Raw genomic sequence first — 15,080 nt, forward strand, 5'->3', positions numbered from 1 at the left:
ACTACTCTGCCGATTACGCTGCCCAGTGTGCGCCTTTTTGCGGAAGTCGTGAATCGCCGCCGCATGTTATTCAGGCTTTCTATTACAATCTTGGCGTCGCTTTGTCCCATTTTCGAGCAAAATCCTTTGCTTCGGCAAAATGATGGCGCGATCTATCCAGAACAATTGTGTCGCGGTTAGGGGGCAGGCGCCCGGCAAAGTCTCTGATCCGTTCCTGCTTCACCTTGTGCTTCCCCGTATACCGCTCCTTCATAGCGCACGAAAGGCCGACCTGCGATCCGGTCGCGGCGGGGGCGCGGATTGCGGAATCTGCGGACCGTGTGCAGCATAAGGTTAACAGATGACGGCAAAAAATGCCGGTCAGAAGGATTGCGGATGATGTCTGTGTGCGACAGCGGCATCATGGCGCGCAAGTTCCTGCGGTGTTTTGGTTATCAAAAACTTAACGGTGTTAACACCTCATTAACCATATGGTCGGCAGGATGTGCCTTGCGTTTGTCACCCGCATGGGATGTTGCGGGTGAGCCAAGCAACACCAAGGAGCGGCCCCGTGGGCATTTCCAATATTTCCGTCTTCCAGGCGCTGAAGACCAAGATGCAGTGGCATCAGGAACGTCAGGGCGTCTTGTCGCAGAACGTCGCCAACGCGGATACGCCCGGCTACATGGGCCGCGACCTGAAGGCGCCTGTCTTTTCCGATTCGCTGGAAAAGGCGACGAATGTGAAGCCTGTTAAGCTGGCGGTGACGGAACCGGGCCACATGCGTGCCTCCTCCGACCGGACATTCGGCCTGGACCGCAAGGCCGGTTCCTTTGAAGTGACGCCGGACGAAAACTCGGTCGTTCTTGAAGAGCAGATGATGAAGGTGACGGCGAACCAGATGGATTATCAGGCCGCCGCGACCCTTTATTCGCGAGGCCTCGGCCTTCTCAAAACGGCCATTGGCCGAAGCTAAGGAGGACTGACGTCATGGATTTCATGAAGTCGCTGATGATCGCGGCCTCCGGTCTGAAGGCCCAGAACGGACGGATGCGCGTCATCGCGGAAAACATCGCCAATGCGGATTCGATCGGACGTACGCCGGAAGAAGACCCATACCGGCGCAAGATCGCGACCTTCAAGACCAAGTTCGATCGCGAGCTGGAAGCGGAAACCGTGCGGCTGGGCCGGATCCAGGAAGACCGCTCTGATTTCAAGACGCGCTACGAACCCGGCAACCCGGCCGCGGATGCGGATGGAAACGTGCGCTTGCCCAATGTCGATACGCTGATCGAAACGGTCGACATGCGTGAAGCGCAGCGTTCCTACGAAGCCAATCTGAACGTCATCCAGTCCACGCGGCGCATGCTGCAGAGGACGATTGACATCCTGCGCGCCTGACGGCGCGCAGCCCCCTTTTCGCGCCGAACTGCCGATCCCGCCAGACCAAATGGATAAATGGCCATGACCATTCCGTCGATTGCCGCAAATGCCTATCAGAACACCGCGCGCCTGACCGGGCAGGGCGGTTCGCAATCCCTCGGCGGAGGGCTCGGTGGAGCTTTGGGGGGCAAGTCCGGCTCGCCGAGTTTCGGCGACATGGTGGAGACCGCCGTTCAGGGTGTGGTCGATCAGGGGCGCGTTGCCGATACCAAGACCGTGGACATGATGAACGGCAAGGCCAATGTGGTCGATGTCGTGACCGCGGTGTCGGAAACCGAGGTTGCGCTGCAGACCATGGTCTCCGTGCGTGACAAGGTGATCGCGGCCTATGAAGAGATCATGCGGATGTCGATCTGAGATCCGGTCGCCCTCATTTGGCGCCTTTCTGGCGGATTTTTCATGATCCCCGCGGTTGGCCTGTCGGCCCCCGGGGATCTTTCGTTTTGCAGACCGGCCTTCGTTATAAGGCGTATGCGCGAGGCGGCGACTCTGCCTAGAATGGTAAACGCTTTTTAACAAACAGGATCGCCATCGGCTTTGGCAAACGGGCGCTGGCGGTGCATGAAACTGAAACGGGTATAGGTGTCGTGAACGGTCCGGAAGTGCTCGATATCGGCCGGGAAGGCTTTTGGGTCCTGATCAAGATGCTGACGCCGGTCATGGTGGTCGGGCTCGCGGTCGGGCTTGTGGTCGCGCTGTTTCAGGCGCTGACCCAGATCCAGGAAATGACACTCGTCTTCGTGCCGAAAATCCTCGCGATCTTTATCACGCTGATGCTGGTGCTGCCCTTCATGGGCCAGGCGATCGCCACCTACATGAACCAGATCATGGCGCTGGTCGTGCAAGGATAGGGGACGCGCATGAACGTCACCATCCTGCCGCAGGTCGCGCTTCTCTTCATGCTGATCTTCGCAAGGCTCGGCACGATGATGATGCTGATGCCGGCGCTGGGTGAATCGAATATCCCCGCGCGCATCCGCCTGTCGATCGCGCTCCTTCTGACGCTCGTGCTCTATCCGCTTCTGGTCGCGAAATTCCCCACGGGTGTGCCGGACAATTTCGGCGCACTCTTCGTGCTTTTTGCCAGCGAGTTCGTGGTTGGTCTCTTCATCGGGTTGTCGGTGCGCCTCGTCATGGCGGGCATTCAGGTCGCAGGCGCGATCATTGCGCAGCAGTCGAGCCTTGCCATGGCCATGGCCTTCGATCCGACCCAGTCGGCGCAGGGTGTGCTGTTCGCCAATTTCCTGTCGCTGATGGCCATTGCCCTGATCTTCGCAACCAACCTGCATTACCTCGTCATCGCGGCGCTGCATGACAGTTACATGCTGTTTCCTCCCGGCCAATGGATGCCGGTGGGCGATCTTGCCAAGAGCGCCGTCGATACGGTGGCGGCTGCCTTTTCCATCGGCATGCGCATCTCCACGCCGTTTCTGGTGTTCGGTCTGGTCTTCTATTTCGGCCTTGGTCTGCTCAACCGGCTGATGCCGCAAATGCAGATCTTCTTCATCGCGATGCCCGCCAACATCTTCTTCGGCATCGCCCTTCTCATGTTGCTGCTCGGCACCTTGATGACATGGTACATGAACCATATCGAAGCGGTGCTCGGCCGTTTCGTGGTCCGATAGGGGGATCCGATGGCCGATAGCGATCAATCGGAAAAAACAGAAGATCCGACACAAAAGAAACTCGACGATGCCCTGAAGCGTGGTGACGTGGCCAAGAGCCAGGAGGTTTCCACCTGGTTCAGCCTCGTTGGGGCCACGGTGATCGTGGGGCTGTTCTCGCCCGCCATCGTCACGAAACTTGGCAGCGGCATGAAGGGCATCGTGGCCAATTCCTGGCAACTCAAGATGGATTCCGGCGGCGCGCAGGACATCTTCGAGGCCAGCGGAATGATGATCATGGCCGCGGTGGGATTGCCCTTCCTGTTCATCCTGGTTCTCGCGCTTGCCGGTAATCTCGTCCAGCACCGCTTTGTGTGGTCGGCCGAAAACATGAAGCCGAAGCTGTCCAAGATCTCGCCCCTTGCCGGGGTGAAGCGCATCTTTTCCAAGGACAGCCTGGTCAATTTCATGAAGGGCGTGATCAAGATCAGCGCGGTCGCCGTTCTGATGTTCGCGGTGCTGTGGCCGATGCGCGACGAACTCGACACGATGGTGATGCGCGATCTCACCATGATCCTGCCGGAGACGCGCTCCATCACGCTGAAGCTGATGGGAGCGGTGATTGCGCTGATGGCCGTGGTGGCAGCCGGCGATTACCTGTGGCAGCGGCACAAGTGGTTCGAGCGCCAGAAGATGACCCTTCAGGAGGTCAAGGACGAATACAAGCAGGCCGAAGGCGATCCGATGGTCAAGGGGCGGATCCGTCAGATCCGCATGGAGCGGTCCCGCAAGCGGATGATGGCCGCGGTGCCGAGCGCGACTGTGGTCGTGACCAACCCGACCCACTATGCGGTGGCGCTGAAATACGAGGAAGGCATGCAGGCCCCGCTTTGCGTGGCCAAGGGCACGGACAATGTGGCGCTGAAGATCCGCGAGATCGCCAAGAAGGTGAATGTGCCGGTCATCGAGAACCCGCCGCTGGCGCGGTCGCTCTATGCCCAGATCGAGGTCGATCAGGAGATCCCGGAAGAGCACTATCGCGCGGTCGCGGAAGTGATCGGCTATGTTATGCGCATGAAGAAGCGCAAGTCATGGCGCGCCACTTGAGGATCGCGCCAGCTCACTTGAAGGCCAATTGCCGGATAGGCCTTGAAATCGCGTCGACAGATCAAGCACGCATCGGGCTCACATCGCGACGGAGCGGCACGATGATGCGTGGTGAGCGAATGGTGCGAGCGTTTGACGCAAATAGCGCCGGCTTTTTGCGCAAAACGCATGGAATGCGCGGGAATCGTGGTATCCGGAGGCTTCGCGTTGCCGTATCAAGGGCGGCGTGGGCGCCGGGGAATCGCGGCGCACGTAACGTTAAGTATTTGAAAGATCGAGCCCAGCGGACGCCGGACCGTGGGTTCATGGGGAACGAGCGGCCATGAGTGAACCCTCATCTCAACCGTCTGGACATTCCGTTGGGCGGCAGAACGGACAGGCGTCCGGGCCGGTGATCGACCGTTCCGAGCGATCCGGCAGCATCGGGCTGCTGGTTCTGCTGGCGCTCATCCTTGTGGGGGCCGCGGGAGCGATTGCCTTCATGAGCCGGGAGCAGGCGGAGCCCTATGTACTGGGGATGCTGGGCCTGCTGGCGGTGGTGGGCGTGTTCTGCCTGTTTGCGGGCGCCATCGGTCTGTTGCGGTTTTCCGGCCGGGCGCGGGCCAATCCCCTGGCACAAGCCTTTCTCGATACGACCGATATCGGCACGGTGATCACCGACGCCTCGGGCCGCATCATCTATGCCAATGAATCCTATGCGGAATTGACCGGCTCATCCGAACCCGGCGAGGTGCGTTCGGTGGAGCGCGTCTTCGCCAGCGATCCGGATGCGGCGGATGCCATCTTCCGCCTCTCGCAGGCCGCGCGCAGCGGAATGCGCGCTCAGGAAGAGGTTCGTCTTCCCTATCCGATCGGACAGTCGGAAGGTGCGCCGCGCTGGTATCGCATTCGCGTTCGTCCGCTTGATGTGGATGAGGAAAGCGGAAGGCGCGTCTGCACCGTCTGGCTGGTCGCCGACATCACCCGCGACCGTGTGGAGCAGGAATCCTCCTTCCAGGAACTCCAGCGCGTCATCAATTTTCTCGATCACGCACCGGCGGGCTTCTTCTCAGCCGATGGCATGGGACGCATCGTCTATCTCAACGCCACCCTGGCCGACTGGCTGGGACACGATCTGGCGCAGTTCGAGGCCGGCGCGCTGCAGCTGTGCGATATCGTGCGGGGCGATGGGGCGGAATTGATCCACTCCATTGCCGGTCAGCCGGGCGATGTGAAATCGGAGACGATCGATCTCGATCTTGTCACCCGGCAGGGACGCACGGTTCCGGTGCGGTTGCTGCATCGTGTGCCCTTCGGGGCGGACGGGAAGGCGGGCGAGAGCCGAACGCTGGTGCTCAACCGCTCGCCTGGCGAGGAAGCGCAGGAGGCCCTGCGCGCGGCCGAAGTGCGGTTCGCGCGCTTCTTCAACAACACGCCGATCGCCATTGCATCGGTCGACCGCGACGGCAAGGTCGTGCGCTCCAACGCGCCGTTCCTGAGGCTTCTGGGCAAGCCGGAAGGTGGGGAAGAGGACAAGCGGATGCTTGTCGATTTCGTGGCCGGGAACGGGCGCGAGATGCTGAGCGCCGCGCTTGCGGCGGCCGCGGAAGGGCGCAGCGAAATCCACCCCATGGATATCGAGCTTTCGCAGGACGGAGAACGGTCCGCCACATTCTATATCTCCGCCGTCGAGGACGGAGATGCGGATGGCGAGGCGGCCATTGTCTATGCGCTGGAGACGACCAAGCAGCGCGCGCTGGAGATGCAGTTCGCCCAGAGCCAGAAAATGCAGGCCATCGGCCATCTGGCGGGCGGCGTGGCGCATGACTTCAACAACGTGTTGACGGCGATCATCGGCTTTTCCGACCTTCTGCTGGCCAATCACCGTCCGACCGATCCGTCCTTCCAGGACATCATGAACATCAAGCAGAACGCCAACCGGGCCGCCGGTCTGGTGCGTCAGCTGCTTGCCTTCTCCCGCCGCCAGACGCTCAGGCCCAAGGAGCTGGCGCTCAATGACGTGATGGCGGATCTGTCCATCCTGCTCGACCGGCTGCTCGGCGAGAAGGTGGAACTGAAAGTGGTGCATGGGCGCGATCTGTGGCCGATCATGGCGGACCAGAACCAGCTTGAGCAGGTGGTGGTGAACCTTGCGGTGAATGCGCGCGATGCCATGCCGGAAGGCGGGCGGCTGACCATTCGCACCAGCAATATCGATGTGGAGCAGTCGCGCGCGATGGAAGACACGCGCGGAATGCCGGACGGCGAATACGTGCTGATAGAGGTGGTTGACACCGGCTCGGGCATTCCTGCCGACATCATGGAAAAGATCTTCGATCCGTTCTTCTCCACCAAGGAAGTGGGCAAGGGAACGGGCCTCGGGCTTTCCACGGTCTATGGCATCATCAAGCAGACGGGCGGCTACATCTATCCTTCCTCGGTCGTGGGAGAGGGAACGACCTTCCGCATCTTCCTGCCGCGGCACGTTTCGGAGGAAAAGGAAGCTCCCAAGGAGGTCGTCGCGGAAACCCCGATGACCGATCTCACCGGCTCCGCCACCATCCTTCTGGTGGAGGACGAGGAAGCTGTGCGCGCCTTTGCGGCCCGCGCGCTGGCCTCGCGCGGCTACAAGGTGCATGAGGCGGGCTCGGGCACCGAGGCGCTTCAGGTCATGGAGGAAACGGAGGGCGCGATCGATCTGGTGGTGTCCGACGTGGTGATGCCGGAACTGGACGGGCCGAGCCTGCTGCGTGAGCTGCGCAAGACCCGGCCCGACCTGAAGATCATCTTCATTTCCGGCTATGCGGAAGGCGCGTTCGAGAAGAACCTGCCGGAGAACGAGAAATTCTCGTTCCTGCCGAAACCTTTCTCGCTGAAGGAGCTGGCCACGGCGGTGAAGGAAGCGTTGTCGGCGGAGTGACCGCCGCAACCGCGTTCCGGCCAAGGCGCGACCGGCGTCAGCCTTCTATGCTGGCCGCCCATGCGGCGACCGCGATGCGGGCGGCGAGGCGGGCATTGTTCACGACAAGGGCGATGTTCGTCTCAAGACTGCGGCCATCGGTCAGTTCGAGGATCTTCGACAGCACATAGGGCGTGACGTCCTTGCCGCGAATGCCGTTGGCGCTCGCCTGCGTGAGGGCGGCCTCGATGTGCCGGTTCATTTCACCAGATGGGATTTCGGCTTCCTCCGGAACGGGATTGGCCACCAGAATGCCGCCATGGCCCGCAAAGCGGGCGCGCGTGGAAATCAGGCGCGCGATTTCCTGTGCGGTGTCCAGCCTGTAAGGGGCGACAAGGCCCGAACCGCGGGACCAGAAGGCGGGCAATTCATCCGTGCCATAGGCGATGACCGGCACTCCGCGGGTTTCCAGCACCTCCAGCGTTTTCGGAATATCGAGCAGCGCCTTGGGCCCCGCCGCGACGACGCAGACCGGCGTGCGGCCCAGTTCATCGAGATCGGCGGAAATGTCGAAGCTGGTTTCCGCCCCGCGATGCACACCGCCAATGCCCCCGGTGGCGAAGACGGAAATACCGGCCGCATGGGCTGCCATCATGGTGGCAGCCACGGTGGTGGAGCCGGTGCGGCGTTGCGCGATGGCAAAGGCCAGATCCGCGCGCGAGAGCTTCATCACGCCGGAGGCTTGAGCCAGATCCTCCAGATCCGCCGAGGACAGGCCGATGCGCAAGATACCGTCAATGACCGCGATGGTGGCCGGCACAGCGCCTTCCTCGCGGATGACGGTTTCGACCGCGCGTGCGGTCTCGACGTTTTTCGGCCAGGGCATGCCGTGGGTGATGATGGTCGATTCCAGCGCCACAACGGGCCTGCCGGTGACAAGCGCCTCTTCGACTTCGGGCGAAGGGATGATTTCTTCAATCACGGTCCGGTCTTTCCTGTTGAGCCCTGCGGGGCGGCCGGTCAGGCCTCCGGGGGCGTTATGTCATAAGCTTGAGCGGATTGACTGTCAGGCGAGCCGATCCGCCTCGGCTGCATCGAGACGCAGATGCAGGGCTGCGAGGGTCAGACTTTCGGGGGCTGCGCCCGTTGCTTCCAGTGTGAGGGCGGCGGCGGCGCGACCGTAATCCAGGGCTTCGGCAAGGTCGAGGCCTGCCATCAGACCTGCGAGCGTTCCGCCCGTCAGGGCATCGCCTGCTCCGGTGACGTCCAGCGTTCTGGCGGGTAGCGCGGCGCGGCGGACGGGCTTTTCGCGCTTGCGCGCCATGACGACGCCATGCGCCCCGTCGGTGATGATGGCAGCGCCGACACCTTCGTCGACCAGCGCCTGCGCCAGGCTTTCCGCCGAGCCGCTCCGATCGACAAGGGTCTCCGCCTCGCCGAGATTGGCAAAGAGAAGATCAAGGCGCGAGAGGATCGGTTCCAGTTTTCGGGCCTTCGCTTTGGAGACGGCATCCGCCACCAGAAACACGCCGTCCCGGCGCAGGCCCGCAAGACGCATGAGCTCTTCCACCGTATCGGCGCGCAGGTTGGTGTCCATGAACCAGATGCGGGCTCCCGCCAGAAGGGAATGGTTGCGATGGAGCGTTTGCGGAGAGTACTGGGCGGTGATCGCGTCATCGACCACGGCGGCGGCCAGATGTCCGTCGGGATCGTGCAGCGCGAGATAGGTTGCGGTCACGCCGCGCCCCTCGGCGACGCCGCTCAGATCGAGGCCCAGCGCGCTCAACCGCTCCACAAGCTCCTTGCCATCGCCGTCCGCGCCCACACAGCCCAGCAGGCGGGCGGAGACGCCGAGACGGGCAAGAACCATGGCCACATTTGCCGCTACCCCGCCGGGGCGCCTTTCGATACGGGCGGGGGTGGAGGTGTCGGGCAGGATGCGCCGGTCCGCATGGGCGATGCGATCCAGATGGAGGCCGCCGACAAGCGCCACAGCCCCGGTGGGGCGCACCGGCGGCGAGCTTTCGCTTGGGGGAAATGGCGGCGTCATTGCGCGGCGGCTCCTTCACTCTCCGCCCGATTGCGGGCCCGATTGCTTCAATCTTCGTCTCAAGAGCGGGTCGCGCCAAGGGGGCGGGAGCGATTCCCGGCAGATCTCGTTCGCGACGCAGCGAAAGCGGCGGTGTACGTGCGCCAGGAACAAGATGTGAACATACTGAAATTAAACCATAAAATAGAGGCGCTTGACATGGGGATAAATATGCAGAACAAACCAGGTACATTGTAGCAGTTTGAAACCGCCTGACGGGCGTGGAATAAGGAGCCAGACATGTCACAGGCCTCACTTCGCCTCGTCGAGGGGACGGGAATGGATAAGACCAAAGCACTGGACGCAGCCCTGGCGCAGATCGAGCGCGCCTTCGGCAAGGGATCGATCATGCGGCTCGGCGAAGGCCAGGTCGTTGAGGTGGAGGCGATCTCCACCGGGTCGCTCGGGCTCGATATCGCACTCGGCATCGGCGGTCTGCCGCGCGGACGTATCGTGGAGATCTACGGTCCGGAATCCTCGGGCAAGACCACGCTGGCGCTGCACACGATTGCCGAGGCCCAGAAGAAGGGCGGCGTATGCGCCTTCATCGACGCCGAACATGCGCTGGACCCGGTCTATGCGCGCAAACTGGGCGTCACGATTGACGACATGCTGATCTCGCAGCCCGATGCGGGCGAGCAGGCGCTGGAAATCGCCGACACGCTGGTGCGCTCCGGCGCGATCGACGTGCTTGTGGTTGATTCCGTGGCCGCGCTCACCCCGCGTGCGGAACTTGAAGGTGAGATGGGCGACAGCCTGCCCGGCCTTCAGGCTCGTCTGATGAGTCAGGCGCTGCGCAAGCTCACCGCTTCGATCTCCAAGTCGAAGACCATGGTGATCTTCATCAACCAGATCCGCATGAAGATCGGCGTGATGTTCGGCTCGCCCGAAACAACGACCGGCGGCAATGCGCTCAAGTTCTATGCCTCTGTGCGTCTCGACATTCGCCGCATCGGTTCGATCAAGGACAAGGACGAGGTTGTCGGCAACCAGACCAAGGTCAAGGTCGTCAAGAACAAGCTCGCCCCGCCGTTCAAGCAGATCGAATTCGACATCATGTATGGCGAAGGCATCTCCAAGATGGGCGAACTCATCGATCTGGGTGTCAAAAGCGGGATGGTGGAGAAGTCGGGGGCCTGGTTCTCCTACAACAGCCAGCGTCTGGGGCAGGGGCGTGAGAACGCCAAGAATTTCCTGCGCGAGAACCCGGCTGTCGCGGAAGAGATCGAGCTGGCAATCCGCCAGAATGCGGGGCTTATCGCGGAAAAGATCACCGACCCGGAAGGCGGTGAAGAGGGCCCGAGTGGTTCCGTCGACGATTGATCGCCCCCATGGCGGGAGGCTGCCAAACGGGTGGCCTCACGTGGGAAGTGTGCGCCTTCGTCTTCGACAGACAGCATTTGCAAGTGAAAAGCCCCGTTGGAGCATCGGTTCCGGCGGGGCTTTTTGCGCTCAGGGTTCCGTCAGAACTTGGGCTTCGTCAGAACCGGGGTTTCCTTGGACCCTGGGTTTTCCAGAAACCGAGTGCTTTCGGCAGCGGAGCGCCCACCCGCGCCGGTTGGCCCCGTGCATCTGGCGGCGGCGCTTGAGGCGCGCCGTACTTGTGGATTGGTGCGCGCCTTCTGCGCATGCGCGCGGATAACGGATATGATCCTTTCCCGTCTCAATTCTCACGACCGGTTCCGGTACGCGCCACCTGGTGTGGTTCCAGGTTCCATCCGGTCGTTTTCCTCTGCCGTTCGGGCCTCCAACCGTTCGGCATCTCCCGGCCAGAAGACCGCTCGGTATTTGGCCTCCGCTTGACCTCGTCTCTCTCACCGAAGGGATACCCATGAATTCCGCTTCCTCTCTTCTCGCAGCCTCCCTTCTGGGCTGCGGACTTGTCGCCGGTTCCCCCGCACTTGCCGCCGATGCGCCTGTCGCACCGAAGGTTCTCGTCATCTCCATGTTCAAGCACGAAGCCTCCAGCTGGTTGGAGAAGGAAGGCTTGACCGACAAGATCGCCATTGACGGTCTGTCGGAAGATTTCCCCGATCTTTCCTGCAATGATCGCGGGCTGTGCCTTGTCACCACCTCCATGGGCTATGCGAATGCCGCAAGCTCCATCACCGCGCTGGTGCTTTCCCCCAAGGTCGATCTTTCTCAGACCTATTTCCTGATCGCCGGCATTGCCGGTATCGACCCGGCCAATGGCACGCTGGGCTCCGCCATGTGGGCGCGCTATGCCATCGATGGGGGCCTGCAGTGGCGGATTGATGATCGCGAGGCGCCTGAAGGGTGGGTTTCCGGCGGCTTCGGGATGTTCTCCAAGGGCTATGGCGAAAAGCCCGGCTCTTTCTATGGCACCGAGGTCTATCACCTGAACGAGGCCCTGGCTGACGCGGCCTTCGAGGCGTCCAAGGATGTGGAACTCGCCGATAGCGAGGGGGCGAGCGCCTATCGCGCGCATTATGCGGAAGAGGCCGCGAAGGCGAAGCCGTCCGTCGGCATGTGCGATACGGTTTCCACCGACCAGTGGTGGCATGGCGTTGCGCTGGGTGAGGCGATGAACGACTGGGCCGCGCTGTTGAGCGATGGGGCTGCCGACTATTGCACCACCCAGCAGGAAGACAACGCCACGCTGACCGCACTTTCGCGCGGTGAGAAGCTCGGCAAGCTCCACATGGATCGCGTCGCCATCCTGCGCACCGCCTCCAATTTCGATCGTCCCTATCCCGGTCAGGCCCCGCAGGATTCGCTGAACGCCAATTCCGGCGGCTTCATGCCCGCCATCACCAACGCCTATCTTGTGGGCAAGGCTTTCACCGATACGGTTCTGGACAACTGGGGGGACTGGAAAGACGGCGTTCCGGCCCGCTAGAAACGGCCTTCCAAACGGCAGAAACGGGCCAGTTCGTAACCCGGGTTGCGGCCTGGTCCGTGATATGCGCCGTATCGGTCGCATTTTCAGGGAAGCGGGGCCAAGCGCACCGCTTCCCTTTGCTGCCTTAAGGCTTTAAAACCCGCGCGGTGCAGTTATGAACATGATCCTTGCGCGCGGCCTCCACTTGCGTGTCGCGGACACAAGGGGCCGTCGGCAAAGCGGCTTGCGAAACACATGATGACGAGGTCGAAAATCTGATGAGCGGCGTCAACGAAATCCGATCGACGTTCCTGGACTTCTTTCGCCGCAACGGTCACGAGATCGTTGCCTCCGGCCCGCTGGTGCCGCGAAACGATCCGACGCTGATGTTCGCCAATGCCGGCATGAACCAGTTCAAGAACGTGTTCACCGGCCTGGAAAAGCGCAACTACACCCGCGCGACAACGGCACAGAAATGCGTGCGCGCCGGCGGCAAGCACAACGACCTCGACAATGTGGGCTACACCGCGCGCCATCACACCTTCTTCGAGATGCTCGGCAACTTCTCGTTCGGCGATTACTTCAAGGATGTCGCCATCGAGCTTGCCTGGAAGCTGATCACCGAAGAATACGGCCTGCCGAAGGACAAACTGCTCGTCACCGTCTATTCGGAAGACGATCAGGCGTTTGATCTGTGGAAGAAAATTGCCGGTCTCTCGGAAGACAAGATCATTCGCATTCCGACCTCGGACAATTTCTGGACCATGGGCGATACCGGCCCGTGCGGTCCGTGCTCGGAGATCTTCTTTGATCACGGCGATCACATCTGGGGTGGCCCTCCGGGCTCGCCGGAAGAAGACGGCGATCGCTTCATCGAGATCTGGAACCTCGTCTTCATGCAATATGAGCAGAAGACGAAGGAAGAGCGTGTGGACCTGCCGCACCCCTCCATCGACACGGGCATGGGGTTGGAGCGCATCGCGGCCGTTCTTCAGGGCGTCCATGACAACTATGACATCGACCTCTTCAAGGCGCTGATTGCGGCGTCGGAAGCCGCCACGGGCACGCCTGCGGAAGGCGAGAAGCGCAATTCGCACCGGGTCATTGCCGATCATCTGCGCGCAACCTCCTTCCTGATCGCCGACGGTGTTCTGCCGTCCAACGAGGGCCGTGGTTATGTGCTGCGCCGCATCATGCGCCGCGCCATGCGCCATGCGCGCCTGCTTGGCACCGAACAGCCGGTGATCCACAAGCTGGTTCCGGCCCTGCTTGGCCAGATGGGCCGGGCATACCCGGAGCTTCAGCGTGCGGAAAGCCTCATCACCGAGACCATCGAGCTGGAAGAAAGGCGTTTCGGGCGCACGCTGACCCGCGGCCTGTCGCTGCTGGATGAGGCGTCCGAGGGCTTGGACAAGGGCGATATTCTTGACGGCGAGACGGCCTTCAAGCTTTACGACACCTATGGCTTCCCGCTGGACCTCACCCAGGACGCGCTGCGTCCGCGCGGTGTGGGCGTCGATCTTTCCGCCTTCAATGATGCGATGGAGCGGCAGAAGGCGGAAGCGCGCGCGGCGTGGGCGGGTTCTGGCGAAGCGGCAACCGAGAGCGTGTGGTTTGCGCTGAAGGAACGCGTGGGTGCGACCGAATTCCTGGGCTACGAGACGGAGCGCGCGGAAGGCGTCGTGACCGGGCTCGTGCGTGACGGCGAAGAGGTCAAGGAACTGAGCGCGGGCGAGACGGGCGCGCTGGTGGTCAACCAGACACCGTTCTACGGCGAATCCGGCGGTCAGGTCGGCGATACGGGTCTCGTCATCGCCTCTGGCGCCAATTCCGAGCTGAAAGCGGTCGTGAGCGATACGCAGAAGAAGGCCGACGGTGTCTTCGTGCATTTCGTGACCGTGGAGAAGGGCTCGCTGCGCCTCGACGATCCGATCGAGCTGCTGGTGGATACGGCGCGCCGCAGCGCGATCCGCGCCAATCACTCCGCTACGCACCTGCTGCACGAGGCGCTGCGCGAAGTGCTGGGCAGCCACGTGGCGCAGAAGGGCTCGATGGTTTCGCCCGACCGCCTGCGCTTCGACTTCTCCCACCCCAAGCCTCTCGATGCGGCGGAAGTGGCGCGGGTTGAAGATATCGCCAATGCGATCATCCTGCAGAATGCGCCAGTGGAAACGCGCCTGATGGCCGTCGATGACGCCATCGAGGCGGGCGCGATGGCGCTCTTCGGCGAGAAGTACGGCGACGAAGTTCGTGTCGTCTCCATGGGCACCGCGATCGACGGCGAGAAGGCGGGCAAGACCTATTCGCTGGAACTGTGCGGTGGCACCCATGTGCGGCGCACCGGCGATATCGGGCTGGTCAACCTCGTCCATGAAGGCGCTGTGGCTGCGGGCGTGCGGCGCATCGAGGCGTTCACGGGTGAGGCCGCGCGGCGTCACCTGGAAGAACAGGACCAGCGCCTTCGCGAGATCGCGGGGCTTCTCAAGGTCAGCCAGATCGAGGTTCCCGCCCGCGTTGCCAGCCTCATGGAAGAGCGCCGTAAGCTGGAAAAGGAACTGGCTGAGGCCCGCAAGAAGCTGGCGCTTGGCGGCGGCGGCGGTGTCGCGGCCGATGCGGGTATCCGCGAGATCGGGCCGATCAAGCTGATGGCGCGTACGGTTGAAGGCATTGCGCCGAAGGACCTGAAGGGCCTCGTCGATGAGGCCAAGACCTCGCTCGGCTCCGGGATCGTGGCGATTGTCGGTGTCAGCGAAGATGGCAAGGCCGGGCTCGTGGTTGGTGTAACCGCCGACATGACCGACCGTTTCAACGCGGTGGATCTGGTGCGTGCCGGGTCCGTGGCGCTGGGCGGAAAGGGCGGCGGTGGACGTCCGGACATGGCGCAGGCTGGTGGTCCGGATGGTGCGAAAGCCGACGCGGCGCTGGACGCCATCGAGAGCACGATCAAGGCCGCGCTCTAGGCGGCTTCTGCCCACAGGACGGGCTCACACGACCAGACCTTTTGGTAAACCCCCAGGCGCCGCACGCCTGGGGGTTTATTCTTGCCAGCAACATTCCCCAGCGTAAATATGCGCGCGCATTGAGGGTTGGCATGATCCGGCGCGCCGGAATCGGCTATCCTCAATGCGCCCGGCCACG

General features: G+C 62.4%; 12 protein-coding genes. 10 read left to right on the forward strand and 2 right to left on the reverse strand.

Annotated features, from left to right (window positions below):
* Nucleotides 1-550: 550 nt before the first annotated feature.
* From flgB to ABGM93_RS00955, 7 genes are all read left to right on the forward strand, one after another.
* A complete protein-coding gene (gene flgB / locus ABGM93_RS00925; protein WP_321502606.1) occupies nt 551-955 on the forward strand; it encodes a flagellar basal body rod protein FlgB in 405 nt (134 codons plus the stop codon).
* Between the two features lie 14 nt (nt 956-969).
* Complete coding sequence (gene flgC / locus ABGM93_RS00930) at nt 970-1,380, forward strand: flagellar basal body rod protein FlgC (protein WP_321502608.1); 411 nt, start codon at nt 970-972, stop codon at nt 1,378-1,380.
* Between the two features lie 63 nt (nt 1,381-1,443).
* A complete protein-coding gene (locus ABGM93_RS00935; RefSeq protein ID WP_321502610.1) occupies nt 1,444-1,779 on the forward strand; it encodes a flagellar hook-basal body complex protein FliE in 336 nt (111 codons plus the stop codon).
* A 230-nt stretch (nt 1,780-2,009) separates the two neighbouring features.
* Nucleotides 2,010-2,273, forward strand: coding sequence for a flagellar biosynthesis protein FliQ (fliQ, locus tag ABGM93_RS00940; RefSeq protein WP_321502612.1), 264 nt, complete (start codon nt 2,010-2,012; stop codon nt 2,271-2,273).
* A 9-nt stretch (nt 2,274-2,282) separates the two neighbouring features.
* The gene (gene fliR / locus ABGM93_RS00945; protein WP_321502613.1) at nt 2,283-3,047 is read left to right on the forward strand and encodes a flagellar biosynthetic protein FliR; all 765 of its coding nucleotides are present in this window, start codon (nt 2,283-2,285) and stop codon (nt 3,045-3,047) included.
* Between the two features lie 9 nt (nt 3,048-3,056).
* Nucleotides 3,057-4,133, forward strand: a complete 1,077-nt coding sequence (gene flhB, locus ABGM93_RS00950) for a flagellar biosynthesis protein FlhB (RefSeq protein WP_321502615.1) — start codon at nt 3,057-3,059, stop codon at nt 4,131-4,133.
* Nucleotides 4,134-4,455: 322 nt separating this feature from the next.
* A complete protein-coding gene (locus ABGM93_RS00955) occupies nt 4,456-7,032 on the forward strand; it encodes a PAS domain-containing protein (protein ID WP_321502617.1) in 2,577 nt (858 codons plus the stop codon).
* A gap of 37 nt (nt 7,033-7,069) precedes the next feature.
* Here ABGM93_RS00955 and ABGM93_RS00960 read toward each other — a convergent pair whose 3' ends face one another.
* Nucleotides 7,070-7,993, reverse strand: coding sequence for a pseudouridine-5'-phosphate glycosidase (locus tag ABGM93_RS00960; protein ID WP_321502619.1), 924 nt, complete (start codon nt 7,991-7,993; stop codon nt 7,070-7,072).
* A gap of 84 nt (nt 7,994-8,077) precedes the next feature.
* Entirely contained in the window at nt 8,078-9,061 is a 984-nt protein-coding gene (locus ABGM93_RS00965) for a PfkB family carbohydrate kinase (RefSeq protein ID WP_321502621.1), read from the reverse strand.
* 279 nt (nt 9,062-9,340) lie between these two features.
* Between ABGM93_RS00965 and recA the strand changes: the two genes are divergently transcribed.
* The 3 genes from recA (at nt 9,341) to alaS (ending at nt 14,902) form a co-directional block, all read left to right on the forward strand.
* A complete protein-coding gene (gene recA / locus ABGM93_RS00970) occupies nt 9,341-10,423 on the forward strand; it encodes a recombinase RecA (RefSeq protein ID WP_321502623.1) in 1,083 nt (360 codons plus the stop codon).
* A 508-nt stretch (nt 10,424-10,931) separates the two neighbouring features.
* On the forward strand, nt 10,932-11,960 hold the full coding sequence (locus tag ABGM93_RS00975; RefSeq protein WP_321502625.1) for a purine nucleoside permease: 1,029 nt from the start codon (nt 10,932-10,934) through the stop codon (nt 11,958-11,960).
* A 260-nt stretch (nt 11,961-12,220) separates the two neighbouring features.
* Entirely contained in the window at nt 12,221-14,902 is a 2,682-nt protein-coding gene (gene alaS, locus ABGM93_RS00980) for an alanine--tRNA ligase (RefSeq protein WP_321502627.1), read from the forward strand.
* The last annotated feature ends 178 nt before the right edge of the window (nt 14,903-15,080 follow it).

This window comes from Breoghania sp., assembly GCF_963674635.1.
GTDB lineage: Bacteria > Pseudomonadota > Alphaproteobacteria > Rhizobiales > Stappiaceae > Breoghania.

Bases quoted from the DNA above. Each gene is read 5' to 3' on its own strand.
- fliR (WP_321502613.1), top strand. From the start codon at position 2,283: ATGAACGTCACCATCCTGCCGCAGGTCGCGCTTCTCTTCATGCTGATC.
- flhB (WP_321502615.1), top strand. From the start codon at position 3,057: ATGGCCGATAGCGATCAATCGGAAAAAACAGAAGATCCGACACAAAAG.
- ABGM93_RS00955 (WP_321502617.1), top strand. From the start codon at position 4,456: ATGAGTGAACCCTCATCTCAACCGTCTGGACATTCCGTTGGGCGGCAG.
- ABGM93_RS00975 (WP_321502625.1), top strand. From the start codon at position 10,932: ATGAATTCCGCTTCCTCTCTTCTCGCAGCCTCCCTTCTGGGCTGCGGA.
- recA (WP_321502623.1), top strand. From the start codon at position 9,341: ATGTCACAGGCCTCACTTCGCCTCGTCGAGGGGACGGGAATGGATAAG.
- alaS (WP_321502627.1), top strand. From the start codon at position 12,221: ATGAGCGGCGTCAACGAAATCCGATCGACGTTCCTGGACTTCTTTCGC.
- ABGM93_RS00935 (WP_321502610.1), top strand. From the start codon at position 1,444: ATGACCATTCCGTCGATTGCCGCAAATGCCTATCAGAACACCGCGCGC.
- flgC (WP_321502608.1), top strand. From the start codon at position 970: ATGGATTTCATGAAGTCGCTGATGATCGCGGCCTCCGGTCTGAAGGCC.
- ABGM93_RS00965 (WP_321502621.1), bottom strand. From the start codon at position 9,061: ATGACGCCGCCATTTCCCCCAAGCGAAAGCTCGCCGCCGGTGCGCCCC.